Source organism: Sphingomonas panacisoli (assembly GCF_007859635.1).
GTDB lineage: Bacteria > Pseudomonadota > Alphaproteobacteria > Sphingomonadales > Sphingomonadaceae > Sphingomonas > Sphingomonas panacisoli.
On sequence record NZ_CP042306.1, the window covers coordinates 329,690 to 351,386 of the forward strand.

Genomic DNA, 21,697 nt, shown 5'->3' on the forward strand with positions numbered 1-21,697 from the left:
GTGCTCCGGCGAAGGCCGGAGCGTTGGCAGTTCTGGTCTTCGATCTCCATCGCTCCGGCCTTCGCCGGAGCACGATAGCGCTTTAGCTGGACGAGCCTATTATCGGGCCAAACCACGACTCGGGAGAGACATGATGTGCGACGAGCATACCGCGGCCGATAACGATCGCTTCCTGTCCAGCGTCCATCCCTCTCGCCGGCAATTCGGGACGTTGGCCGGCGTCGCCGGGCTGATGGCGATCCTCCCGACCCCCGCCAACGCCGCGACGATCAAGGGCCGCGACGTGTCGATCAAGACGCCCGACGGCAATTGCGACGCCTATTTCGTCGCGCCCGCGAGCGGCAAGGCGCCGGGCGTGCTGGTGTGGCCGGACATCATGGGGCTGCGCCCCGCCTTCCGCCAGATGGCCGACCGGCTCGCGCAGTCGGGCTATGCCGTGCTGGTCGTAAACCAGTTTTATCGCTCGACCGCGACGCCGTTCATCAAGCCCGGCGAGTCATTCGATCAGCCCGAGGTCCGCGCCCGGATCATGCCCTATACGCAAGCGCTCAGCCCCGACGGCACGGTGCGCGACGCGACAGCGTTCACCGCGTGGCTGGATGCACAGAAGGAGGTCGACACCAAGCGCGGCCTCGCAACCACCGGCTATTGCATGGGCGGTCCGATGGTGTTCCGCACCGCCGCCTCGAACCCGATCCGGGTCAAGGCCGGTGCGACCTTCCACGGTGGCGGCCTGGTCGGCGACAAGCCCGACAGTCCCAACAATTTGATTCCGCAAATGAAGGCGAGCTACCTGATCGCGATTGCCGCCAATGACGACGCGAAGGCGCCGGGCGACAAGGACGTGCTGAAGGCCGATTTCGCTGCCGCCAAACTCCCCGCCGAGATCGAGGTCTACGAGGGCACGATGCACGGTTGGTGCCCGCCCGACAGCCGCGTCTACAATGCAGCGATGGCGGAAAAGGCGTGGGCGCGGATGTTGGCGCTGTTCCAGAAGGCGCTGTAGATTTGCCGTCGCCCCGGCGGAGGCCGGGGCCGCTGTCTTGTTGCGCCCTCGCTAGCGGCCCCGGCCTCCGCCGGGGCGACGGATTGACGCCGCTTGCATTGTTGGATTAAATCTGTTCCCTATTTGTTCTGACGGAGAAGAAAGATGAGCGACCTGATTCTCTACACCAATCCGATGTCGCGCGGGCGGATCGCGCGCTGGGCGCTGGAGGAAGTCGGCGCGCGCTACGAAGTGCGCGTGATGAACTATGCCGATTCGATGAAGGGCGACGACTATCTAAGTATCAACCCGATGGGGAAGGTGCCGGCGCTGCAGCACAACGGCAGCGTCATCACCGAATGCGCGGCGATCTGCGCCTATCTGGGCGATGCGTTTCCCGATGCGGGCTTGGCGCCCGCGGCCGCCGATCGCGCCGATTATTATCGTTGGCTGTTCTTCGCCGCGGGGCCGGTCGAGGCGGCGGTGACCAACAAGAATGCCGGGTTCATCCCCTCGGACGAACAGGGTCGGATGTTCGGATACGGCAGCTACGATCAGGCGATCGACGTGCTTGAAGCGGCGGTCGCCAAGCACGATTACATCGCGGGCGACGCCTTCACGATGGCCGACGTCTATGTCGGCAGCCAGGTTATCTGGGGAACGCAGTTCGGGACGATCCCGCAGCGCGATGCCTTCAAGGCGTATGCCGACCGGCTGACGTCGCGCGATGCGTATAAGCGCGCCGGCGAACTCGACGATGCGCTGATGGAGACGAACCAGCTGGCGTGATCGTCCCGTCATCGTGCTCCTGCGTAAGCAGGAGCCTAGAGCCACGAGCGATGACGCCTGCAACCCTGGGCTCCTGCTTTCGCAGGAGCCCGGGATATAGTTTGAGGGGGGATTCTCGATGGCATTCTACAAGGACGATGCAACGCTGAAGGCCGCGGCCCTGGCGCCGAAGAAACCGATCAAGGCCCTGCCTCCTTCGGGCTCCACGCTGGGCAATGTGGCGCGCACGTACAACGCGATCGGCGGGCTGGTCGATCGGCTAAGCGCGGTGACCGGGATCGAGACGCTGGCGGCGCTGGCGGTATGGATGGTGGAAAGCGGCGGGCGGCCCTTTACGCAGGGCAAGCCGGTGATGCGGTTCGAGAACCATGTGTTCTGGGATCGCTGGGGCGTCGAAGACCCCAAGGCGTTCGACGCGCATTTCGTGTTCGGCGGGCATGGCGCGGAGGGCAAGCGCTGGGAAGGGCACAAGTGGCGCGAGAAGGCGGGCGGCGCGTGGGCCGGTTTCCACGGCGACCAGACGAAGGAATATGACGCCTATCATTTCGCGCGTACGTTGTCGGGCGTCGAGCTAGCGGCGCAAAGCGCGAGCTGGGGCGGGACGCAGGTGATGGGGTTCAACTGCGGCCTGATTGGCTACGCCTCGGCGTTCGACATGGTCAACGCCTTCGCCCGCGATTTGCGCTGGCAAGTGCTGGGGTTCTTCGACTTCTGCCGCTCGGCCGGGCTGGTCGACGAGATCAAGGCGCACGATTGGGTGAAGTTCGGCGACGGCTATAACGGCGCGGGCGGCGGCGCGGTGTATGGCCCGAAGCTCAAGGCGATCTACGACCTGAAAAAGCAGTTCGATGCCCTGCCGCGCTAGTGTCACCCTGGTGTCAACTTGGGCCGCCTTCAGCCGCTATTCAGCCGGGCAGGTATTGGTGGCGCGCAAGGAGAATTGCGATGAAATCAGCCGTGATCTGCACCATTGCCGCGCTGCTGCTGCCCGGCGCGGGCTCTGCGCAACTTCGCCGTCAGCCTTCACCGCTGCCGCCGCCAGTCGCTCCGCCTACGACCGCGTATGGGCGCGGCGGCGGGGATATGCGGGCGCAAGACGAATGGGACCGCGCGCTGCGTCACTGCCTCAACGATCGCCGCCAGAACAAGCGCGAACGCCGCGCGTGCGCCGACCGCGGCATGCCGACCCGCCGCTAACGCGTCGGCAGTTCGGCCATCACCGCGCGGCGTTCCGCCGGCGTCATCCGCGACCATTGCGCGATCTCGTTGATCGAGCGGCGGCACCCTTCGCACAGCCGATCCTCGCCGATCGTGCAGATATTGACGCACGGGCTCTCGATTGTCTGCACCGGCACGATGCTGATGAAATCGGGCAGCGACATGCCAGCAGTTCAGTCGGTGGTGAGCTTCGCGCTGAGGAAGTCGGGCATTGGGCCGTTCCAGCCCTCATCGGGGCCGTCATCGGCTTCCTCGCGCCGGGCAGGTTCGCGGCGCGGGGGGCGGGCATCGCGGGCGGGGCGCTCGGCGCGCGGCGCGTCGTTGCGCGGGCGAGCAGGCTGCTCACGCGGCGCTTCATCGCGCTTGGCGGCGCGACGCGGTTCGGGCTTGGTCTCGCGGGTGCGGCGGCCGCGAGGAGCGGCATCCTCTTCCTCGACGGCCGGCACGCTCTCCAGCCGCGGGATCTTCTGTCCCGTCAACTTCTCGATATTGTCGATATTCTCGGCGTCTTCCTTGGCGACCAAAGTATAGGCCGTCCCCGTCGCACCCGCGCGGCCGGTGCGGCCGATGCGGTGGACGTAATCGTCCGGGTGCCACGGCGCATCGAAGTTGAAGACCGTCGAGACGCCCTTGATGTCCAGCCCGCGCGCCGCGACGTCGGACGCCACCAGGATGTTGATGTCGCCCGACTTGAAGCGGTCGAGCTCGGCGATACGCGCCGACTGATCCATGTCGCCATGGATTTCGCCCGATCGGAAGCCGTGGCTCTTCAGACTCTTGTTGAGTTCGCGCACCGCGGTCTTGCGGTTGCAGAAGATGATCGCGGTCGTGACGTCGTCCTGCTTCAACAGGCCGCGTAGCACCTTGCGCTTCTCGAACGCCTGGCCCTTCACCGGCACCAGCCATTGCGTGATGTTGATATTGGTGCTGGCCGGTCGCGCGACTTCGATCGTCTTCGGGTTCGACAGGAATTTGTCGGCCAGCTTCTTGATCGGCGGCGGCATGGTGGCCGAGAACAGCAAGGTCTGGCGATTGGTCGGCAGCTTGGTGCAGATCGTCTCGATATCGGGGATGAACCCCATGTCGAGCATGCGATCGGCTTCGTCGATCACGAGCAGGTTGCATTGTGTCAGCAGGATCTTGCCGCGTTCGAACAGGTCCATCAGCCGGCCCGGCGTCGCGATCAGAACGTCGACGCCCTTTTCCAGCGCCTTGACCTGGTCGCCCATCTGCACGCCGCCGATCAGCAGCGCCATCGATAGCTTGTGATACTTGCCGTATTTCTCGAAATTCTCCGCGACCTGCGCCGCGAGTTCGCGGGTCGGCTCGAGGATGAGCGAGCGCGGCATGCGGGCGCGGCTGCGGCCGTGGCCGAGAATGTCGATCATCGGCAGCACGAACGCGGCGGTCTTGCCGGTGCCGGTCTGCGCGATGCCGATGATGTCGCGCATCATCAGCACGCTGGGCACGGTCGCCGCCTGGATCGGGGTCGGTTCGGTGTAGCCCGATTCGCCGACGGCGCGGAGCAATTCATCCGATAGGCCGAGGTCGGCAAAGGGCATTCAGGAGTTTCCGGAAAGTAAAGCGCGACGAAGCACCGCGCAGGCACTTGGCGCGCTTGCCGATCAGCCCGGAAAAGTCAAGGTTTGCGAGGCTTTTCGACCTTGGGGATCAGCCGCTTAAACTTGCCGATCGAACACGAATCGCCCGAACGGGTGCGGATCGTGTCGCGGCCGGCACAGACTTGGCCGTCGGACGCGCTCTTCAGATAGAAGCCGCCATAATAGCCCAGGGCCGCGCAATCGTCGTCGAACTGGGCCCTGAACCGCGCTCCGCCCTTCAGCACCAGATCGACGCTGTCGGTGCCGTTGACGATCGCCCCGGCCAGCTGGCCGATGGGTACGCATTTGGGGCCGCTCTTTTCGACCCAACGCACCGCGACCGGAACGGCGCGCATCGTCGTTTCGACCCGTACGACGATTCGTCCCGTCAGCGACGTCTGCCCAGGCTCGCCGAACGCCGGGGCTAGGGGCGCGCTGGCCGCGGTCGCGAGCAACATCAGAAGGGGAGCGGACGGGTGCATGAACGGCGCCTTGGTAAGCCCAAAGGTTGAACGGTCAATGAATTGGCCGGGCAACGCGACCGTGCTAGCGGCGCGGCATGACGCCTGCTCAATCCGCGTTGATCGATGCCGTCCGCGCGCACAGTGGCGACAAGGCGGTCGTCACCGACCCCGACGACATCGCGCCCTGGCTGACCGATTGGCGCGGGCGGTTTCATGGTGCCGCGCCGGCGATCCTGGCACCTGCTAACGTCGAGGACATGCAGTTCGCCGTGGCGCGTGCGCATGAACTCGGCGTGGCGCTGGTGCCGCAGGGTGGCAATACGTCGATGGTCGGCGGCGCGACCCCTCCCGCGGACGGATCGGCGTTGATCCTGTCGCTGCGGCGGATGAACCGGATTCGTTCGATCGACCCCGCCGCGGGACTGGCGGTGGTCGAGGCCGGCGTGATCCTGGCGAACCTGCACGAAGCGGCAGAAGCGCAGGGTATGCGCTTCCCGCTGACGCTCGGCGCCCGAGGCAGCGCGACGATCGGCGGGCTGGTCTCGACCAATGCGGGCGGCACGCAAGTGCTGCGGTTCGGGACGATGCGGTCGCTGGTTGCGGGGGTCGAGGCGGTCCTGCCCGACGGGTCGCGCCATGACGGACTGGCGGCGCTCAAGAAGGACAATCGCGGCTACGATTTGGATCATCTGCTGGTCGGGGCTGAGGGGACGCTGGGCATCGTCACCGCGGCGACGCTGCGGCTCGTTCCAGCGGTGGTCGACCGTGCGACGGGATGGCTCGGCGTCGAGTCGCCGGCCGTGGCGCTGACGCTGCTCCGCGCGATGGAACGCGGATCGGGCACCGCGATCGAGAGCTTCGAACTCGTCCCCAAGCTCGCGCTCGATCTTGTGCTCAAGCACATCCCCGGGACGCGCCCGCCGCTCGATAGCTCACACCCATGGCTGGTGTTGGTCGATTACGTCGCGGCCTCGCCCGATACTGCCAAGCCCGCGCTCGAAGCACTAATGCAGGACGCGCTCGCCGCCGGCCTCGCCCAGGATGCTGTCGTCGCGGCGAACGAGGCGCAAGCCGGGGCATTCTGGCGTCTGCGGGACTCGATCTCCGAGGCCGAACGCGCCGAGGGACCAACGATGGCGCACGACATATCGGTGCCGGTCGATGCGATGCCCGATTTCATGGAAAGCGCGTCCGCCCGCGTCGAAGCCGCCTTTCCCGGCGTCCATTGCAGCGCGTTCGGACACCTCGGCGACGGCAACGTCCATTTCCACGTCAACGCGCCCGCCGGAGCCGACGGCGATCGCTGGCGCGCCGGGGTCGGCGAGGCGGCGAGCCACATGGTCTACGATCTCGTCGTCGCGGCGGGCGGGTCGATTTCCGCGGAGCACGGCATCGGCCAGATGAAGCTGGCCGAGCTCGAACGCCTGTCGCCGCCCGCCCGCATGGCGGCGCTCCGCGCGATCAAGCGTGCGTTCGATCCGCACGAGCTGATGAACCCCGGCAAGCTCGTCACACTTGCGCCGTCGCCTCCCACACCATAAGGCGCTCCCCGATTAGCGGCGTCCCGCCGCGCTCATGATCTTCGATGGAGTCAAGGTAATGGCCAGCGCGCCGCAATCGCTTCCCCTGTTCTACAATACGCTCGAGCCGCTTTCGAGCGAGGCGCATGCCAAGTTCAAGGTCCGCCTGACCGAAGGCGCCGACTTCCTGGTAAATCAGCACGCGATTCCCGTCACGGTCGACGAATTCCCGCTGGTCCAGCGCCAGATGCCGATCATCTTCTCGCAGGGCGACGATTCGGTGCCGCTCGCGCTGATGGGGCTGAACGAAGGCGTCAACGTCTTCATCGACGAGAAGGGCCAGCTGCGCGATCCCTACACCTACGTCCCGGCCTATATCCGCCGCTATCCGTATCTGCTCGCCCGGCTAACCCCGGACGCCGAAGAACTGACCTTATGCTTCGACCCGACCTCGCCGACGATCGGCGATTTCGAGGAAGGCGATCCGCTGTTCGAGAATGGCGAGGCGACGCCGCTGGTCCAGAACATCCTCGATTTCAGCCAACAGTTCGAGGAAGCCGGCGCGCGTACCGGTGCGTTCATGAACGAGATCAAGGAACTCGACCTGCTGATGGACGGCGAAGTGTCGATCCAGCCGGAAGGCGTCGACAAGCCCTTCATCTATTCGGGTTTCAAGATGATCAGCGAAGAAAAGCTGACGGCACTGCGCGGCGACCAGCTGCGCAAGATCGTCCAGTCGGGGCTGCTGCCGTTGATCTACGCCCATCTGTTCTCGTTGTCGGTGATGCGGGAGATTTTCACGCGCCAGATGCAGCTCGGCCTGATGCCGGCGCCGCAATTGCAGCCGACCGCCTAAGGGTTTTGCGCCGTTTCGGGGGCGACGCGTCAAAGCGGCGCGTGGCCCCTTGAAACCAAATGCCCGCCTCCCTAGTTTAGATACTGCACGGCGTCGTGTTCCCCCCTTTCGCGGGGCCGTGTGGCGCATCTTCGGATGCGCCTCCTCCCTGAACCTTGGCCGCCTCGGGCATCTGCCCGGGGCGGTTTTTTATCGGGCGTTATTCGGCCGCCTGGGCGTATTCGCCGCACAGCAACTCGTCGGTCGCCGCGTCGATCATCCGGCGCAGCAACGCGGCGGTCGCGGCCAGCCCCTTGCCGGGCGCGTTGAGCCCCGCATCGAGATAGAGCCGGCGGTCGACTTCGACCTGGATCGCGTGGATGCCATCGGTGGGATTGCCGTGGCGGCCCAGGATATGTCCGCCGGGATAGGGCGTGTTGAGCGCGACCATCGCGCCAGCTTTGATTGCTTCGCTCTCGATCCGATGGACCAGCCGCGCGCCGGCGCTCCGCCCGAACCGGTCGCCCAGTACGATCCGCGCGGGGCGCGGGCCGGGCAGCGGCGGCATCGAGTGCAGATCGATCAGCAGCGCGATTCCGAACCGGTCGCGCGCCGCCGCCAGCGCCGTGTTGAGCGCGGCGTGATACGGCCGGTGATCGTCGGCGATGCGCTGGCACACCTCCTCGTCGGCCAGGCGACGGCGCCATAACGTCACCCCCGGCGCGGCGCGGCGCGGAATCAGGCCGAGCCCACTCCGCAACTTGGTCGCCGCCACGCCCGCCGGGATCGGCCGCGCGCCGTCGTCGATCAGCGGATCGCGCTCGTCCTCGGCGCGGTTGAGGTCGATCCAGGCGCGCGCGCGGCGCTGGACGAACAGAGTCTCGTCACCCCGCGCGGCCCGCGCCAGCGTATCGGCATGGCGATCCTCCAGCGCGAGCATCGACGCGACCGGCACCGCGGCCGCCGCGCGCAGCTGCAGCGGATAATCGCGCCCCGCATGCGGCACCGACACCACCACCGGACTGTCCGGCGGGATCGGCCCGATACGATCGAACGAGGTTGCGGTCATACGTGTATCTTATGCGCCGCAACGGGACGCGGCAATCGGGGGTAAAAGCTGGAAAATCTTAAGTCCTTCGCGCATAATACCGGCCAGACGATAAAGCAGGGCGGCGATGATCAGAATTCTCTTGGCCGAGGACGATGCGGTGATGCGCGAGTATCTCACGCGCGCGCTCGAACGTTCGGGTTATGCCGTCACCGCCGTCGATCGCGGCACCGCCGCGTTGCCGCTGGTCCAGACCGAACATTTCGACCTGCTGCTAACCGATATCGTGATGCCCGAAATGGACGGGATCGAATTGGCCCAAAAGGCCGCCGAGATCGCGCCGAGTATGCGCGTCATGTTCATCACCGGCTTTGCGGCCGTCACGCTCCCGCGCCGGCAAAGCGATGCCGCAGGCGCGCGTGCTGTCGAAGCCGTTCCATTTGCGCGACCTGGTGATGGAGGTCGATCGCATGTTCGAATCGGAAAGCGCCAGCGGGGGCCTTTAAATCGACGAATAGATCGATTCGTATTATAAGATTTGCTTTTACGGATGAATGCCTTCATTCCGTCCCCGATTGAGTTCGGGGAGAGCAAGGCATGCGTTCCGTAAGCTTGGTTTTGTTGATCGCTGTCGCATCGCCGGCATTTGGACAAACCGCTTCCAATACCGGGTCAGCCAATCCTCGAGCTGCGTTTGATTTTCTGCTCGGCGAATGGCAAGTTCAGCCAGCGGACGGCACGGCTCCACGACCCGACCTCTATTACCGCTTCAGCAAACCCGCCGAGACGCCGGTCATCGCAGGAGACTGGAAATTCGATCGCGGCGTCGCGGGGAAACCGGACATCGCGGTCGGCAAATACTATAGCGGCTACGACAACACGACCGCGACCTGGTCCTTCTACTATGTCAGCGATCGCTCGGCGCAAGCATGGCCCGGCACGCTGAAAGACGGAACGTGGTATTTCGAGCACGATTTCATGGCTGACGGCAAACCCTTTCATCAGCGCCAATGGTGGGAAATCGTCGATCAGCGGACGATCCGCCGACATATCGAAAATACCGCGGAGAATGGCGCCGCGCCGCCCGGCGTGGTGATTACGTTGGTCAAGCGGTCAGGCTGACAAATCAATCGACAAAGGCCGCACGGCTACGGGTTGCGCCTGCGCGGAACCCCCGTTAAAGGCCGCTCCCTCGTGGGCGTATAGCTCAGTGGTAGAGCACTGTGTTGACATCGCAGGGGTCGCAAGTTCAAACCTTGCTACGCCCACCATTAAAAGCCCGCTTGGTCACCGACCCGGCGGGCTTTTTCGTGTTCGGGCGCAAGCGGCGGAGTGTGCGCCGGCGCTAAGCCGCGCATGGTCGCGCGATGACCGAACGAACCGACACATTCGACTGGGCCATGATCGCCCGTGATCTCGATGAAAGAGGCTGGGCCGTGTTGCCCGGGTTGCTGAGTGGGGATGCGAGCGACGGCGTTGCCGCTCTCTACGGTCCCGGCGATACGTTTCGCAGCCATGTGGTGATGGCGCGGCACGGTTTCGGGCGCGGCGAGTATCGCTATTTCGCCTATCCGTTGCCGCCGCTGGTGGAGGGACTGCGAACGAAGCTGTACCTACACCTCGCGCCGATCGCGAACCATTGGCACGAACGGATGAGTGTGGCGACGCGCTTCCCTGCCGACCACGCCGCTTTCCTTGAGCGGTGCCACGCCGACGGACAGGCGCGGCCGACACCGTTGCTGCTGCAATACGGCGCCGGCGATTATAACTGCCTGCATCAGGATCTGTACGGCGAGCACGTCTTCCCGTTGCAGGTCGCGGTGCTGTTGTCAGCACCGGGAGAAGCTTTCGATGGCGGCGAGTTCGTGCTGACCGAGCAACGCCCGCGGATGCAGTCGCGGGTCGAGGTCGTGCCGCTGGGCAAGGGCGACGGCGTGGTGTTCGCGGTCAACAGCCGGCCGCAACGCGGCACGCGCGGAGACTATCGCGTCGCGATGCGCCACGGCGTCAGCCGCGTGCGGCGCGGGCATCGTCACACGCTCGGGATCATCTTCCACGATGCCGCGTGATGTGGGAAAGCAACCGGCGATGCATCGATATCACGTCTTCGAAACCGCACATGGCTTCGCCGCGATCGGGTGGAGCGGGCGCGGCATCACGGCGTTCCGGCTTCCCGCTAGCACGGCCGCGGAGGCCGAGCGCGCGTTGTTGCGACGCTTGTCCGACGCCGTCCGGACCGATCCACCCGCCGATGTTGCGACGGTGATCGCTGCGGCGCAGCGTTATTTCGCGGGTGAGCAGACCGATTTCGACGGGGTCCCGATCGACCTTGGGGAACAGTCGCCGTTCTTCGCGCGGGTGTACGATGCCGTCCGCGCGCTCGGCTGGGGCGAGAGCACGACCTATGGCGCGGTGGCGAAGCAGCTGGGCGCCGGACCAGAATTCGCGCGCGATGTCGGGCAGGCGATGGCGAGCAATCCGATCCCGCTGATCGTGCCGTGCCATCGCGTCCTGGCGGCGGGCGGCAAGGTCGGCGGCTTTTCCGCGCCGGGCGGATCGATCGCGAAGGCTCGGATGCTCGCGCTCGAAGGCGTCGAGACCGCAGCGGCGCCGCTCGCACCCAAGCCCACGACCCAGCAATCGTTCGGTTTCTGACCCCATCTTGCCGCGCTGCAGCGAAGCGCCTAGAGGCCGGCAGGTGACGGGTTCTCGCCGCGAGGCGGGAAGCAAAAGGGAAGTCCGGTGACGAGACCGGCGCTGCCCCCGCAACTGTGACCGGATAGCGGTCGCGCCACAAAGCCACTGGCCTTCGGGCTGGGAAGGCGGCGCGAACGCGGCGACCCGGGAGCCAGGAGACCTGCCCGCCACAGTCGATTCCTTCGCGCGGACGGGGTGTGCCGAGCGAACGAGGGAGCACCCTCGCGTGAACGACATGAACCGGGCCGTCGCGGCCGGGTGTCGTGTTGGCATCCCGGCGACCGGCCCTTTGAAGGGGTCATGTCCAATGTTGAAGTTCTTAATCCTGACGTCGTCGGCGCTTGTCGCGGTAGCGCTCAGTTCGTCGGCGCGCGCTCAATCCACGACGCAGATCACCAAGCCGGTCTTTTGCGTCTATGACGGCGAATATGAACCGTGCGGGTCGATGGTCGACAACGACATCATCATCAGCGCGACCGGTGTCGTCGAGAAGCCGGAATCGACCGGCCACGCCATCACCGTGATCGACCGCCAGACGATCGAGCAGCGTCAGGCCGTCGCGATCAGCGACCTCCTCGCAACCACGCCCGGCGTCACCGTGACGCGCAACGGCGGGCTCGGCACGCTGAGCACCGTCCGCATCCGCGGCGCGGAGGGCGAGCAGACGCTGACGCTGATCGACGGCGTGCGCGTCAACGATCCGTCCTCGCCGGGCGGCGGATTCGACTTCGCCAACCTGCTGTCGGGATCGGTCGAGCGGGTCGAAGTATTGCGCGGGCCGAACTCGGTACCGTGGGGCAGCCAAGCGATCGGCGGCGTCGTCAACGTCGTCACCGCCGCGCCGACCGACCGCTTCAGCGCGCGCGCCAACGCCGAATATGGCAGCTTCGACAGCGTGTTCGCCAATGCCGGCATCTCCGGCAAGGCAGGGCGCTTTTCCGGATCGTTCAACGCGGGCTATCTGCGCACCGACGGTATTTCGGCGGCGGCGAGCGGGACCGAGCCCGACGGCTATCGCCAATATGGCGGGACGGCGCGGATCGGCGTGGACATCACCGACGCGATCAGCCTCGACCTGCGCGGCTATTACGCCAACAGCCGCGTCGATATCGACGGCTTCGGCTTCACGCCGCCGTTCCTGCCGGTCGACGACGCCGAATATGCCGAGACGCAGGAGATTTACGGTTATGCCGGGCTCAACGTCGGGCTGGGGCGGCTGAAGAACAGGATCGCCTTCACGATCGCCGACATCAACCGCGACAATTTCGACCCGACCTTCGGGTCCGCACCGTCCTTCTTCGCGCGCGGCCGCTCGGAACGTTACGAATATCAGGGGGATTGGCGCGCGTCCGGCGCGATCCGCCTGGTCGCCGGGGCGCAGCGCGAGAATACCCGCTTCACCGACGGCAGCGTGTTCAAGTCGCGCGGCACCACCAGCGTCTATGGCGAAGCTATCCTGACGCCGATTGCACGTCTGACGCTGACCGGTGGTGTGCGCTACGACGACGATTCCGCGTTCGGCGGGCACACGACGTTCGGCGCCAACGCGGTCTATTCGCTATCCATTGGCACGACGTTTCGCGGCAGCTACGCCGAGGGGTTCAAGGCGCCGACCCTCTATCAACTGTTCGGGCCGTTCGGGCTCGGCAACCCCAACCTCCAGCCCGAATCCGCGCGCAGCTATGACGTCGGGATCGAGCAGAATCTGGTCGGCAGCGCGATCACGATCAGCGCGACATGGTTTCACCGCGATACTCGCAATCAGATCGACTATAACGCGGCGACCTTCACGTACGGCAATATCGCCCGCACGCGTGGAAAGGGCCTGGAGGTCGGGCTCAACATGCGACCGAGCGACCGGCTGACGCTGAGCGGGTCGTACAGCTTCATCGATTCGATCAACCGCTCGCCAGGCGCCAATTTCGGCAAGCAGCTGGCGCGTCGCCCGCGTCAGTCGGTCAGCGCGTCGATCGACTGGGAGACGCCGCTCAAGCTGTCGGTCGGCGCGACGGTGCTGGCGGTCGGCGACAGTTTCGACGACGCGGGGAACTTCAACCGGCTCGACGGCTACGTCGTCGCGGGCGTCCGTGCCGAACTGCCGATCGGCAATCGGTTCGCGATCTATGGTCGCGTCGACAACCTGTTCGACGAAAAATACACCGTCGTGCGCGGTTACGGCACGCCGGGCCGCGCGGCCTATGGCGGCATTCGTGTGAAGTTCGATTGAGGCGAGCGATCGCCTCGATCGCGCTGGCGCTGGCGGGCTGCAGTGCGCAGCCCGTCCGCACTGGCGGAATCGTCTCGACCAATCCGTGTGCCGACCAGTTGCTGCTCGCGTTGGTGCCGCCGGAGCGGGTCGCGGCGATCAGCCATTATTCGCAAGAAGCCGCCGCCACGTCGATCCCGCTCGACCTCGCGCGGCGGTTTCGGGGAACGGCGGGGACGGCGGAGGAGGTTGTCGCGATGAAGCCCGATCTCGTGCTCGCCTCCAGCTTCACCCCGGCAAGCACGCTGCGCGCCTATCAAAAGCTTGGCCTGAAGGTGCTGTTGCTCGATCTCGCCCACGACGATCGCCGCGAGCCGCGACCAGATCCGCTCGGTCGCCGCAGCGCTCGGCTCGCAGGCTGCGGGCGAACGATTGATCGCGCGCATCGATGCGGCCGTCGCCGCAGCGGTGCCGAAGGACGCGGCTAGGCCCACAGCCTTGCTGTTCATCGCCGACAATTTCGCCAATGGCGGACCGACCCTGCTGACCGAAATGCTCGGCCGCGCGGGGTTCGCCTCGCCGCCCGCGGAGATGTCGCGAGCGGTGCCGATCGAGGCGATCGTGCGTAACCCGCCCGCCGTGATCATGACGCCCGATCCCGACGGCCGCACCGCCACTCTGCGGCGGCACGTCCTGGCGCGCGCGGGTCTGCGCGTCGCCGAGGCGGCCTTTCCACGCACGTTTGTCAATTGCGGCGGGCCGACGATCATTCCCGCGATGCAGCGGCTCGCGGTGATCCGCGCGGGGATGACGCGATGAACCGGACGATCCGCCTGCTGCTGCTCGCGGCGCTGACGCTGGCGATGGTCGCACTGTCGCTGGCGGCGGGAAAGCAATGGCTGCCATGGGAAGCCTGGACCGGCCAGGATCCGCGCTGGGCGATCGTGATCGAGTTGCGGGTGCCACGCGCGTTGCTCGGTGCGCTGCTCGGTGCATCGCTCGGCCTGTCGGGTGCGGTGCTGCAGGGGTATCTGCGCAATCCGCTGGCCGACCCGACGGTGATCGGCGTGTCGTCGTGCGCGGCGCTCGGCGCAGTTGCCTCGATTGTGTTCGGACTCGGTGGGATCGCAGGCGGGCTGGGTCAGTTCGGTTGGGCGATGGCCGGGGCGGGCGGGGCGATGGCGCTGCTCGGTCTGCTGACCGCGCGCGCGGAAAGCCCGGTGGTGTTCGTGCTGGCCGGGACGGTGCTGGCGAGCCTCGCGGGCGCGCTGACCGCGTTCCTGATCTCGATCGCCCCCAATCCTTATGCGGTCGCGGAAGCGATCGACTGGCTAATGGGCGCGCTGACCGATCGCGGCACCACCGACGTGATGCTCGCGGCACCGTTCATGGTCGGCGGCACGCTCGTGCTGCTGACCACGGGCCGCGCGCTCGACGCGCTGGCGCTGGGCGAGGATGCCGCGCGGTCGCTCGGCGCGAACTTGGCGCGGCTACGCTGGACCGTGGTGCTGGGCACCGGCCTCGCGGTCGGCGCCGGTGTGGCGGTCACGGGTGTCGTCGGGTTTGTCGGGTTGGTCGTGCCGCATCTGTTGCGCCCCCTGTTCGGCGCGCGGCCCTCCGCCTTGCTGCTGCCGAGCGCGCTTGGCGGCGCGGCGCTGACGCTCGCCGCCGACAGTCTTTGTCGGCTGGCGCCGGGTGCTGGCGAGGTGCGGCTGGGCGTCGTCATGGCATTGATCGGCGCGCCGTTCTTCCTCGGCCTGTTGTTCCGCGAAGGGGGCCGGCAATGGCGCTGAGCCTCGACACGGTTACGCTCGATCTCGGGCGCCGCCGCGTGCTCGACGCGGTGTCGGTCGGTCTGCAGCCCGGGCGCGTCACGGTGATCCTCGGCCCGAACGGCGCCGGCAAGACCAGCCTGTTGCGCATCGCCGCCGCATTGGTGCCGCCGAGCGCCGGGTCGGTCGCGATCGACGGCAGCGACTTGTCGGCGATGCCCCGCGACGTTCGTGCGCGGACGATCGGCTATCTGCCGCAAGCCGGCGACGTCGCCTGGAACATGGTCGCGCGCGATGTGATCGCGCTGGGCCGGCTGCCGTACCGTGATGCGAGAGACGACTCCGCCATCGCCGCTGCCTTCGCCGCGACCGATACCGAACCTCTCGCGCACCGCCGGATCGGCGAATTGTCGGGCGGCGAGCGCGCGCGCGTGCTGCTGGCGCGCGTGCTGGCGGGCAAGCCGCGCTGGCTGCTCGCCGACGAGCCGCTCGCCAGCCTCGACCCCGCACACCAGCTCGATTTGCTCGATCGCCTGCGCGAGCAGGCAGCGGCGGGGACCGGTGTGATCGTCGTGCTCCACGACCTCGCTCAGGCCGCGCGGGTCGCCGACGACGCGATCCTGATGGCGGAGGGACGGGTCGTCGCCGCGGGCGCGGCGGCCGATGTGGTGACGCCCGATAGTCTCGGTGCGCTCTTCGGCGTGCGGCTGGCGACGCTGCCGGGCCAGGCGATCGGCATACCCGTCGAGCGGCTCTGACCCCCGCAAAGCGCTTGTACCGCGCGTAATTTAATTACAGAGCATGGCCAAAGCCGGCCCCCTCCACCGGCAGGAGAGTCACATGCGCATCATCGATCATCATATTGTGGGCCATCAGGGTGGCGCGGGCGGCCGGACGGGCGATGTGTTCGACCCCAATACCGGCAAGGTGCAGGCGTCGGTGACGCTCGGCACGCAGGCCGATCTCGACCGCGCCATCGCCGCCGCGCAGGCTGCGCAGCCGGCTTGGGCGGCGACCAACCCGCAGCGGCGCGCGCGCGTGATGTTCGAGTTCAAGCGCCTGGTCGAAGCCAATATGGACGAGCTCGCGACCTTGCTCGCCTCCGAGCATGGCAAGGTCGTCGCCGACGCGCGCGGCGACGTGCAACGTGGGCTCGATGTGATCGAGTTCGCGTGCGGCATCCCGCACGTATTGAAGGGTGAATATACGCAAGGTGCCGGCCCCGGAATCGACGTCTATTCAATGCGCCAGCCGCTCGGCATCGGTGCGGGCATCACGCCGTTCAACTTTCCCGCGATGATTCCGATGTGGATGTTCGGTGTAGCGATCGCGGTGGGTAACGCGTTCATCCTCAAGCCGTCGGAGCGCGATCCGAGCGTGCCGGTACGCCTTGCCGAGCTGATGCTCGAAGCGGGGGCGCCTGAAGGCATCCTGCAGGTCGTCCATGGCGACAAGGAAATGGTCGACGCGATCCTCGACCATCCGGCGATCGCCGCGGTCAGCTTCGTCGGCTCGAGCGACATCGCGCACTATGTCTATCGACGCGGTGTCGACGCCGGAAAGCGCGTTCAGGCGATGGGCGGCGCGAAGAACCATGGCATCGTGATGCCCGACGCCGATCTCGATCAAGTCGTCGCCGATCTGTCGGGCGCCGCGTTCGGCTCGGCCGGCGAGCGCTGTATGGCCCTCCCCGTCGTCGTGCCGGTCGGCGACAAGACCGCCGACGCTTTGCGCAAGAAGCTGATCCCGGCGATCGATGCATTGCGGGTCGGTGTGAGCACCGATGCCGAAGCGCATTACGGCCCGGTCGTGAACGCCGCGCACAAGCAGCGCGTCGAGAACTGGATCCAGACCGGGATCGACGAAGGCGCTGAGCTCGTCGTCGACGGCCGCGGCTTCAAGCTCCAGGGTCACGAGGAAGGTTTCTTCATCGGCCCATCGCTGTTTGATCGCGTCACCACCGACATGCAGTCGTACAAGGAGGAGATTTTCGGACCCGTCCTCCAGATCGTCCGCGCCAAGGATTTCGAGGAGGCGGTGCGGCTGCCCAGCGACCACCAATACGGCAACGGCGTCGCGATCTTCACCCGCAACGGCCACGCCGCGCGCGAGTTCGCGGCGCGCGTCAATGTCGGCATGGTCGGCATCAACGTGCCGATCCCGGTGCCGGTCGCGTATCATACGTTCGGCGGCTGGAAGCGCAGCGCGTTCGGCGACACCAACCAGCACGGTATGGAAGGCGTGAAGTTCTGGACCAAGGTCAAGACGATCACCCAGCGCTGGCCCGATGGATCGCCCGACGGCGGCAACGCGTTTGTCATCCCGACGATGGGATAAATCGTTCCTTTGCCGTTATGGCCTTGGCCCGTCCGCTTCTTTAAGACGGGGCCGACAGATCGGGAGAATGACCATGAAGAAACTCCTCATCCTTGCCGCGGGTGCGCTGGCGATCGCCGGATGCCACAAGAACGACGCGCCTGCCGCGCCGGCGAACGACAATGCGGCGAACATCACGGCGCTGGACGAAGGCAATCTGACCGAGGACGCCAACATCACCGACGTACCCGCCGATGATGGCGATGCGCCGGCGGACGTAGAGACCAACCGGAAATGACCAACCAGTTCGACCTGACCGACGACCAGCGCGAGATCCAGGACCTCGCGCGCAAATTCACCGCGGACCGCATCACGCCGTTCGCGGGCGAGTGGGACGAGCAGTCGCACTATCCGGTCGATGTGTGGAAGGCGGTCGGCGAGCTCGGCTTTGGCGCGATCTACGTGTCGGAGGAATCGGGCGGGATCGGGCTCGGGCGGCTGGAAGCAGCGCTGATCATGGAGGCGATGGCCTATGGCTGCCCCGCGACCAGCGCGTACATTTCGATCCACAACATGGCGACATGGATGATCGACCGCTTCGGCGGACAGGAGATCAAGGACCGCTTCCTTCCCGACCTGGTCAGCATGGACAAGATCGCGAGTTATTGCCTGACCGAGCCGGGATCGGGCTCCGACGCCGCGGCGCTCAAGACCAGCGCGCGGCTCGACGGCGATCATTACGTGCTCAATGGCACCAAGCAGTTCATCTCCGGCGCGGGCTATAACGACATCTATGTCTGCATGGTCCGCACGTCGGAGGAAAAGTCGAAGGGCATTTCCTGTCTGGTGATCGAAAAGGGCACGCCGGGCCTGTCGTTCGGCGCGCCGGAAAAGAAGCTCGGCTGGAATGCGTCGCCGACCGCGCAGGTGATCTTCGAGGATTGCCGCGTGCCCGTCGAGAACCGCGTCGGCGCGGAGGGTGACGGGTTCCGCTTCGCGATGGCCGGGCTCGACGGCGGGCGGTTGAACATCGGCGCGTGCTCGCTGGGCGGGGCGCAGCGCTGCCTCGACGAGGCGGTCAAGTACACCAAGGAACGCCAGCAGTTCGGCACGCCGGTGTCCGATTTCCAGAACACGCAGTTCATGCTCGCCGATATGGCGACCGACCTCGAGGCGTCGCGCGCGCTGCTCTACATGGCGGCAGCGAAGGTGACCGCGAACGCGCCCGACAAGTCGCGCTTTTCGGCGATGGCGAAGCGGCTGGCGACCGATAACGGCTCGTCGATCGTCGATCGCGCGCTGCAACTCCATGGCGGCTACGGCTATCTGCGCGACTATCCGATCGAGCGCTTCTGGCGCGACTTGCGCGTCCATTCGATCCTGGAAGGCACCAACCAAGTGATGCGGATGATCGTCGGCCGGGACCTGACGCGCCAGTGACCGATCAATCCCCTGCCGCGCTTTGGCAAGATGCGCTGGCCAACATCACCAATGCCATGACGCAGGCCGCGCGCACGCCGATGAAGTCGGAAGCGACGCGGCCGTACGATCCGCTCGCGCTGATGCAGACGATGTCCGACTTCGCGGTGGGGCTTGGCCGCAATCCACAGCAATTGCTCGAGGTGCAATTGCAGGCGGCGCACGAATGGGGCGACTTCTGGTCGCGCGCCTTCCTGTCCAAGACCGATGCCGAAAAACCGCGCGACCGCCGCTTCGCGTCGCCCGAATGGCAGGACAATCCGTATTACCGTACGATCCGCGACGCCTATCTGCTCGCCTCGAAGCAGATTCGCTCGGTCGCGCAAGTGGCGGAAAAGGGTGATACGCCGAATGCGGCGATGATCGATTTCCTGGTCGATCAATATCTCAACGCGATCGCCCCGACCAACTTCGCGATGACCAACCCGGACGTCGTCAAGCGTACCGTCGAGACCGGCGGCGCCAATCTTGCCCAGGGCTTCGCGCACCTGATCGAGGATGTCGCGGAAGGAAAGAGGATCGTTCGCCGCCGCACCGCCGACGCATTCGAAAAGGGCAAGACGATCGCCGCGACGCCGGGCAGCGTCGTGTTCCAGAACCATTTGTTCCAGCTGATCCAATACGATCCCACGACCAAGGACGTAGCGGCCGACCCGCTGCTCTACGTGCCGCCGCTGGTGAATAAATTCTACATGATCGACCTCCAGCCCAAATCGAGCCTGGTGAAGTGGCTGGTCGATCAGGGACGGACGGTGTTCGTCATCTCGTGGATCAATCCCGACGAGCGCCACCGCGACTGCGGCGTCGAACAATATGTCCTCGACGGCATCGTCGAGGCAATCGGCCAGGCGCGCGCCAAATCGGGCGCGGACAAGGTCGACCTGTTCAGCTTCTGCCTTGGCGGGACGCTGGTATCGGTCGTGCTTGCATGGTTGCAGGCGAAAGGCCGCGCGGGCGAGGTCAACACCGCGACCCTGATCGGCAGCATGGTCGATTTCGCCGACATGCGCGACTGGGCGGCGTTCGTCCATGAAGCGCATCTCGACGCGCTCGAAGGCCATCTCGAGCGCCAGGGGTTTATCGATTCGACCGAGTTGCAGCAGCTCTTCGCCGCGGTGCGATCGAACGACCTGATCTGGTCGTCGGTGATCAACCATTACCTGCTCGACAAGGCCGCGCCGCCCAGCGACCTGCTCTATTGGTTCGAGGACGGCGCGCGTATCCCGCACGCTTTCCTCAAGAGCTACAATCGCGGGCTGCTGGCGAACAACGCGCTCAAGGAAAAGACCGGGTTCGCCGTCGGCGGGGTCGAGATCGACCTTGCATCGGTCAAGACGCCGATCTTCCTGATCGCGCTTAAGGACGACCACGTCTCGGCCTGGAGCGCGGTGTATGATGGCGGCAAATTGTTCGGCGGGCCGGTGACGTTCGTGCTCGGCGGATCGGGTCACAATGCCGGCGTCATCAACCCGCCCGCCGCGAACAAGCACGGCTTCTGGACCAGCGATGCCAAGCCCGGCACGGCGCAAGAATGGCTGGCGGGTGCGACCCGTAACGAAGGCTCGTGGTGGCCAAGTTGGAACGCATGGCTGGCCGAACACGGATCGGGCAAGCGCGTTCCAGGCCGCATGCCTGCCGACGCGATCGAGCCGGCGCCGGGATCCTACGTTTCCATCACGCACTAAGGGGCTTTGCGTGAACCTGATGACGACCGACGACGTCCGTACCTATGTCGACCAGTGCGCCGGGCGGCTGCGGCTGAACCGGCCCAAGGCGCTGCATTCGCTCAACCTCGACATGGTCCAGGCGATGACGCGCGCGCTGCTCGATTGGCGCAGCGACCCCGACGTGCGGATCGTGCTGATCGATCATGCCGAGGGCCGCGGTTTCTGTGCGGGCGGGGACGTGGTGGCGATCGCACATGACGTGCCGCAGGGCGCGAGCGTGGGACAGCAATTCTTCTTCCACGAATATCGCCTCAATCACCTCATGTACACGTACCCGAAGCCGGGCGTGGCGTTCATGGACGGGGTGACGATGGGCGGGGGCGTCGGGATTTCGTGCCCGTGCCGCTATCGCGTCGCGACCGAGCGGACACTGTTCGCGATGCCGGAGACGACGATTGGTCTGTTCCCTGACGTGGGCGGCGGGCGATATTTGTCGCGGTTGCGGGGGCGGAGTGCGCAGTATCTGGCGCTGACCGGCGCGCGGCTCGACGGGGCGGATTGCGTCGCGATGGGCCTGGCGAATTTCTACCTGCCGTCGGAAGCGCTGGACCAGGTGAAGGCGCAGATTTGCGCGACGCCCGAGAAGACCGAGTCGATCCTCGCCGGTGCCGCGGTCACCCCGCCGCCCGCGAAGATCGTCGCGCAACTCCCCGATATCGACCGCCTGTTCGCATCGGACGATTTCGAGACGATCCTGCGCGACCTCGAGACCGATGGCGGCGAATGGGCGACCAGACAGTTGGAAACACTTGCTCAACGCTCACCCACGTCATGCAAGGTTTCGCTCAAGATGCTGGTCGAAAGCCCGCGCCATCTGCATTTCGTCGACGAGATGCGGATGGAGTTCGCGATCATGATCCGCATGTACCAGGCGCCCGATTTCGCCGAGGGCGTCCGCGCGCTGCTGATTGACAAGACGGGCAATCCGCGCTGGACCCCCGCGACCCCATCGGAAGTTACCGACGCGATGGTCGATGCCTATTTCCAGCCGCTCCCCGCCGACCAGGCGTGGACCCCGCTGCCCCCGAAGGAGTGATGTG

Annotated in this window: 23 protein-coding genes, 1 tRNA gene, 1 pseudogene and 1 riboswitch; of the genes and pseudogenes, 21 read left to right on the top strand and 4 right to left on the bottom strand. The window is 66.0% G+C overall.

What is annotated here, in order from left to right; all coding sequences use genetic code 11:
- Nucleotides 1-133: 133 nt before the first annotated feature.
- From FPZ24_RS01645 to FPZ24_RS01660, 4 genes are all read left to right on the top strand, one after another.
- Nucleotides 134-1,006: a dienelactone hydrolase family protein gene (locus FPZ24_RS01645; RefSeq protein ID WP_146569416.1), complete on the top strand. Its 873-nt coding sequence runs from the start codon at nucleotides 134-136 to the stop codon at nucleotides 1,004-1,006.
- Nucleotides 1,007-1,150: 144 nt separating this feature from the next.
- Nucleotides 1,151-1,774, top strand: a complete 624-nt coding sequence (locus FPZ24_RS01650; protein ID WP_146569417.1) for a glutathione S-transferase family protein — start codon at nucleotides 1,151-1,153, stop codon at nucleotides 1,772-1,774.
- A gap of 118 nt (nucleotides 1,775-1,892) precedes the next feature.
- Nucleotides 1,893-2,639 (top strand): N-acetylmuramidase domain-containing protein, encoded by a 747-nt coding sequence (locus FPZ24_RS01655; protein WP_146569418.1) that lies wholly within the window; start codon nucleotides 1,893-1,895, stop codon nucleotides 2,637-2,639.
- Nucleotides 2,640-2,719: 80 nt separating this feature from the next.
- Nucleotides 2,720-2,971, top strand: a complete 252-nt coding sequence (locus FPZ24_RS01660; protein ID WP_146569419.1) for a hypothetical protein — start codon at nucleotides 2,720-2,722, stop codon at nucleotides 2,969-2,971.
- On the opposite strand, the gene FPZ24_RS01665 is transcribed toward FPZ24_RS01660, so the two are convergent.
- The 3 genes from FPZ24_RS01665 to FPZ24_RS01675 all read right to left on the bottom strand — a co-directional run bounded on the left by FPZ24_RS01665 (nucleotide 2,968) and on the right by FPZ24_RS01675 (nucleotide 5,075).
- Entirely contained in the window at nucleotides 2,968-3,156 is a 189-nt protein-coding gene (locus tag FPZ24_RS01665) for a DUF1289 domain-containing protein (RefSeq protein ID WP_146569420.1), read from the bottom strand. The genes FPZ24_RS01660 and FPZ24_RS01665 overlap by 4 nt on opposite strands.
- Nucleotides 3,157-3,165: 9 nt before the next feature.
- Nucleotides 3,166-4,554 (bottom strand): DEAD/DEAH box helicase, encoded by a 1,389-nt coding sequence (locus FPZ24_RS01670; RefSeq protein ID WP_146569421.1) that lies wholly within the window; start codon nucleotides 4,552-4,554, stop codon nucleotides 3,166-3,168.
- Between the two features lie 77 nt (nucleotides 4,555-4,631).
- Nucleotides 4,632-5,075, bottom strand: a complete 444-nt coding sequence (locus FPZ24_RS01675) for a hypothetical protein (RefSeq protein WP_146569422.1) — start codon at nucleotides 5,073-5,075, stop codon at nucleotides 4,632-4,634.
- A gap of 77 nt (nucleotides 5,076-5,152) precedes the next feature.
- On the opposite strand from FPZ24_RS01675, the gene FPZ24_RS01680 reads away from it, so the two are divergent.
- Together FPZ24_RS01680 and FPZ24_RS01685 are read left to right on the top strand one after the other, a co-directional pair.
- On the top strand, nucleotides 5,153-6,598 hold the full coding sequence (locus tag FPZ24_RS01680) for an FAD-binding oxidoreductase (RefSeq protein WP_146569423.1): 1,446 nt from the start codon (nucleotides 5,153-5,155) through the stop codon (nucleotides 6,596-6,598).
- 58 nt (nucleotides 6,599-6,656) lie between these two features.
- Nucleotides 6,657-7,433 (top strand): SapC family protein, encoded by a 777-nt coding sequence (locus FPZ24_RS01685; protein WP_146569424.1) that lies wholly within the window; start codon nucleotides 6,657-6,659, stop codon nucleotides 7,431-7,433.
- A gap of 199 nt (nucleotides 7,434-7,632) precedes the next feature.
- Here FPZ24_RS01685 and FPZ24_RS01690 read toward each other — a convergent pair whose 3' ends face one another.
- Nucleotides 7,633-8,481 (bottom strand): N-formylglutamate amidohydrolase, encoded by an 849-nt coding sequence (locus tag FPZ24_RS01690; protein WP_146569425.1) that lies wholly within the window; start codon nucleotides 8,479-8,481, stop codon nucleotides 7,633-7,635.
- 106 nt (nucleotides 8,482-8,587) lie between these two features.
- Between FPZ24_RS01690 and cpdR the strand changes: the two are divergent.
- From cpdR to FPZ24_RS01760, 15 genes and pseudogenes are all read left to right on the top strand, one after another.
- A pseudogene (cpdR, locus tag FPZ24_RS01695) lies at nucleotides 8,588-8,966 on the top strand (cell cycle two-component system response regulator CpdR).
- A gap of 91 nt (nucleotides 8,967-9,057) precedes the next feature.
- Complete coding sequence (locus tag FPZ24_RS01700; RefSeq protein WP_146569426.1) at nucleotides 9,058-9,582, top strand: hypothetical protein; 525 nt, start codon at nucleotides 9,058-9,060, stop codon at nucleotides 9,580-9,582.
- Between the two features lie 74 nt (nucleotides 9,583-9,656).
- Nucleotides 9,657-9,731: transfer RNA gene (locus FPZ24_RS01705), tRNA-Val, on the top strand.
- Between the two features lie 96 nt (nucleotides 9,732-9,827).
- The gene (locus FPZ24_RS01710; protein WP_146569427.1) at nucleotides 9,828-10,529 is read left to right on the top strand and encodes a 2OG-Fe(II) oxygenase; all 702 of its coding nucleotides are present in this window, start codon (nucleotides 9,828-9,830) and stop codon (nucleotides 10,527-10,529) included.
- A gap of 19 nt (nucleotides 10,530-10,548) precedes the next feature.
- Nucleotides 10,549-11,115: a methylated-DNA--[protein]-cysteine S-methyltransferase gene (locus FPZ24_RS01715; protein ID WP_146569428.1), complete on the top strand. Its 567-nt coding sequence runs from the start codon at nucleotides 10,549-10,551 to the stop codon at nucleotides 11,113-11,115.
- A 31-nt stretch (nucleotides 11,116-11,146) separates the two neighbouring features.
- Nucleotides 11,147-11,339: riboswitch (cobalamin riboswitch) on the top strand.
- A gap of 125 nt (nucleotides 11,340-11,464) precedes the next feature.
- Nucleotides 11,465-13,384, top strand: a complete 1,920-nt coding sequence (locus FPZ24_RS01720; RefSeq protein WP_186728974.1) for a TonB-dependent receptor plug domain-containing protein — start codon at nucleotides 11,465-11,467, stop codon at nucleotides 13,382-13,384.
- Nucleotides 13,381-13,851: a substrate-binding domain-containing protein gene (locus FPZ24_RS17445; protein WP_240047569.1), complete on the top strand. Its 471-nt coding sequence runs from the start codon at nucleotides 13,381-13,383 to the stop codon at nucleotides 13,849-13,851. The genes FPZ24_RS01720 and FPZ24_RS17445 overlap by 4 nt, the downstream gene beginning before the upstream one ends.
- Entirely contained in the window at nucleotides 13,748-14,182 is a 435-nt protein-coding gene (locus FPZ24_RS17450; protein WP_240047673.1) for an ABC transporter substrate-binding protein, read from the top strand. Before FPZ24_RS17445 ends, FPZ24_RS17450 begins: the two co-directional genes overlap by 104 nt.
- Nucleotides 14,179-15,156 carry a FecCD family ABC transporter permease gene (locus tag FPZ24_RS01730; protein WP_146569430.1) on the top strand — a complete coding sequence of 326 codons (978 nt, stop codon included), beginning with the start codon at nucleotides 14,179-14,181 and terminating at the stop codon, nucleotides 15,154-15,156. The genes FPZ24_RS17450 and FPZ24_RS01730 overlap by 4 nt, the downstream gene beginning before the upstream one ends.
- Nucleotides 15,147-15,893, top strand: coding sequence for an ABC transporter ATP-binding protein (locus FPZ24_RS01735; protein ID WP_146569431.1), 747 nt, complete (start codon nucleotides 15,147-15,149; stop codon nucleotides 15,891-15,893). The genes FPZ24_RS01730 and FPZ24_RS01735 overlap by 10 nt, the downstream gene beginning before the upstream one ends.
- A gap of 82 nt (nucleotides 15,894-15,975) precedes the next feature.
- Nucleotides 15,976-17,472, top strand: a complete 1,497-nt coding sequence (locus FPZ24_RS01740) for a CoA-acylating methylmalonate-semialdehyde dehydrogenase (RefSeq protein ID WP_146569432.1) — start codon at nucleotides 15,976-15,978, stop codon at nucleotides 17,470-17,472.
- A 73-nt stretch (nucleotides 17,473-17,545) separates the two neighbouring features.
- The gene (locus FPZ24_RS01745) at nucleotides 17,546-17,749 is read left to right on the top strand and encodes a hypothetical protein (protein ID WP_146569433.1); all 204 of its coding nucleotides are present in this window, start codon (nucleotides 17,546-17,548) and stop codon (nucleotides 17,747-17,749) included.
- Nucleotides 17,746-18,891: an acyl-CoA dehydrogenase family protein gene (locus tag FPZ24_RS01750; RefSeq protein WP_146569434.1), complete on the top strand. Its 1,146-nt coding sequence runs from the start codon at nucleotides 17,746-17,748 to the stop codon at nucleotides 18,889-18,891. The genes FPZ24_RS01745 and FPZ24_RS01750 overlap by 4 nt, the downstream gene beginning before the upstream one ends.
- Nucleotides 18,888-20,615, top strand: a complete 1,728-nt coding sequence (locus FPZ24_RS01755; RefSeq protein ID WP_146569435.1) for an alpha/beta fold hydrolase — start codon at nucleotides 18,888-18,890, stop codon at nucleotides 20,613-20,615. Before FPZ24_RS01750 ends, FPZ24_RS01755 begins: the two co-directional genes overlap by 4 nt.
- A gap of 19 nt (nucleotides 20,616-20,634) precedes the next feature.
- A complete protein-coding gene (locus tag FPZ24_RS01760) occupies nucleotides 20,635-21,693 on the top strand; it encodes an enoyl-CoA hydratase/isomerase family protein (RefSeq protein WP_186729173.1) in 1,059 nt (352 codons plus the stop codon).
- Nucleotides 21,694-21,697 lie beyond the last annotated feature (4 nt).

Coding starts and splice junctions, on each gene's coding strand:
- FPZ24_RS01645 (WP_146569416.1), top strand. CDS start 134: ATGTGCGACGAGCATACCGCGGCCGATAACGATCGCTTCCTGTCCAGC.
- FPZ24_RS01650 (WP_146569417.1), top strand. CDS start 1,151: ATGAGCGACCTGATTCTCTACACCAATCCGATGTCGCGCGGGCGGATC.
- FPZ24_RS01655 (WP_146569418.1), top strand. CDS start 1,893: ATGGCATTCTACAAGGACGATGCAACGCTGAAGGCCGCGGCCCTGGCG.
- FPZ24_RS01660 (WP_146569419.1), top strand. CDS start 2,720: ATGAAATCAGCCGTGATCTGCACCATTGCCGCGCTGCTGCTGCCCGGC.
- FPZ24_RS01665 (WP_146569420.1), bottom strand. CDS start 3,156: ATGTCGCTGCCCGATTTCATCAGCATCGTGCCGGTGCAGACAATCGAG.
- FPZ24_RS01670 (WP_146569421.1), bottom strand. CDS start 4,554: ATGCCCTTTGCCGACCTCGGCCTATCGGATGAATTGCTCCGCGCCGTC.
- FPZ24_RS01675 (WP_146569422.1), bottom strand. CDS start 5,075: ATGCACCCGTCCGCTCCCCTTCTGATGTTGCTCGCGACCGCGGCCAGC.
- FPZ24_RS01680 (WP_146569423.1), top strand. CDS start 5,153: ATGACGCCTGCTCAATCCGCGTTGATCGATGCCGTCCGCGCGCACAGT.
- FPZ24_RS01685 (WP_146569424.1), top strand. CDS start 6,657: ATGGCCAGCGCGCCGCAATCGCTTCCCCTGTTCTACAATACGCTCGAG.
- FPZ24_RS01690 (WP_146569425.1), bottom strand. CDS start 8,481: ATGACCGCAACCTCGTTCGATCGTATCGGGCCGATCCCGCCGGACAGT.
- FPZ24_RS01700 (WP_146569426.1), top strand. CDS start 9,058: ATGCGTTCCGTAAGCTTGGTTTTGTTGATCGCTGTCGCATCGCCGGCA.
- FPZ24_RS01710 (WP_146569427.1), top strand. CDS start 9,828: ATGACCGAACGAACCGACACATTCGACTGGGCCATGATCGCCCGTGAT.
- FPZ24_RS01715 (WP_146569428.1), top strand. CDS start 10,549: ATGCATCGATATCACGTCTTCGAAACCGCACATGGCTTCGCCGCGATC.
- FPZ24_RS01720 (WP_186728974.1), top strand. CDS start 11,465: ATGTTGAAGTTCTTAATCCTGACGTCGTCGGCGCTTGTCGCGGTAGCG.
- FPZ24_RS01730 (WP_146569430.1), top strand. CDS start 14,179: ATGAACCGGACGATCCGCCTGCTGCTGCTCGCGGCGCTGACGCTGGCG.
- FPZ24_RS01735 (WP_146569431.1), top strand. CDS start 15,147: ATGGCGCTGAGCCTCGACACGGTTACGCTCGATCTCGGGCGCCGCCGC.
- FPZ24_RS01740 (WP_146569432.1), top strand. CDS start 15,976: ATGCGCATCATCGATCATCATATTGTGGGCCATCAGGGTGGCGCGGGC.
- FPZ24_RS01745 (WP_146569433.1), top strand. CDS start 17,546: ATGAAGAAACTCCTCATCCTTGCCGCGGGTGCGCTGGCGATCGCCGGA.
- FPZ24_RS01750 (WP_146569434.1), top strand. CDS start 17,746: ATGACCAACCAGTTCGACCTGACCGACGACCAGCGCGAGATCCAGGAC.
- FPZ24_RS01760 (WP_186729173.1), top strand. CDS start 20,635: ATGACGACCGACGACGTCCGTACCTATGTCGACCAGTGCGCCGGGCGG.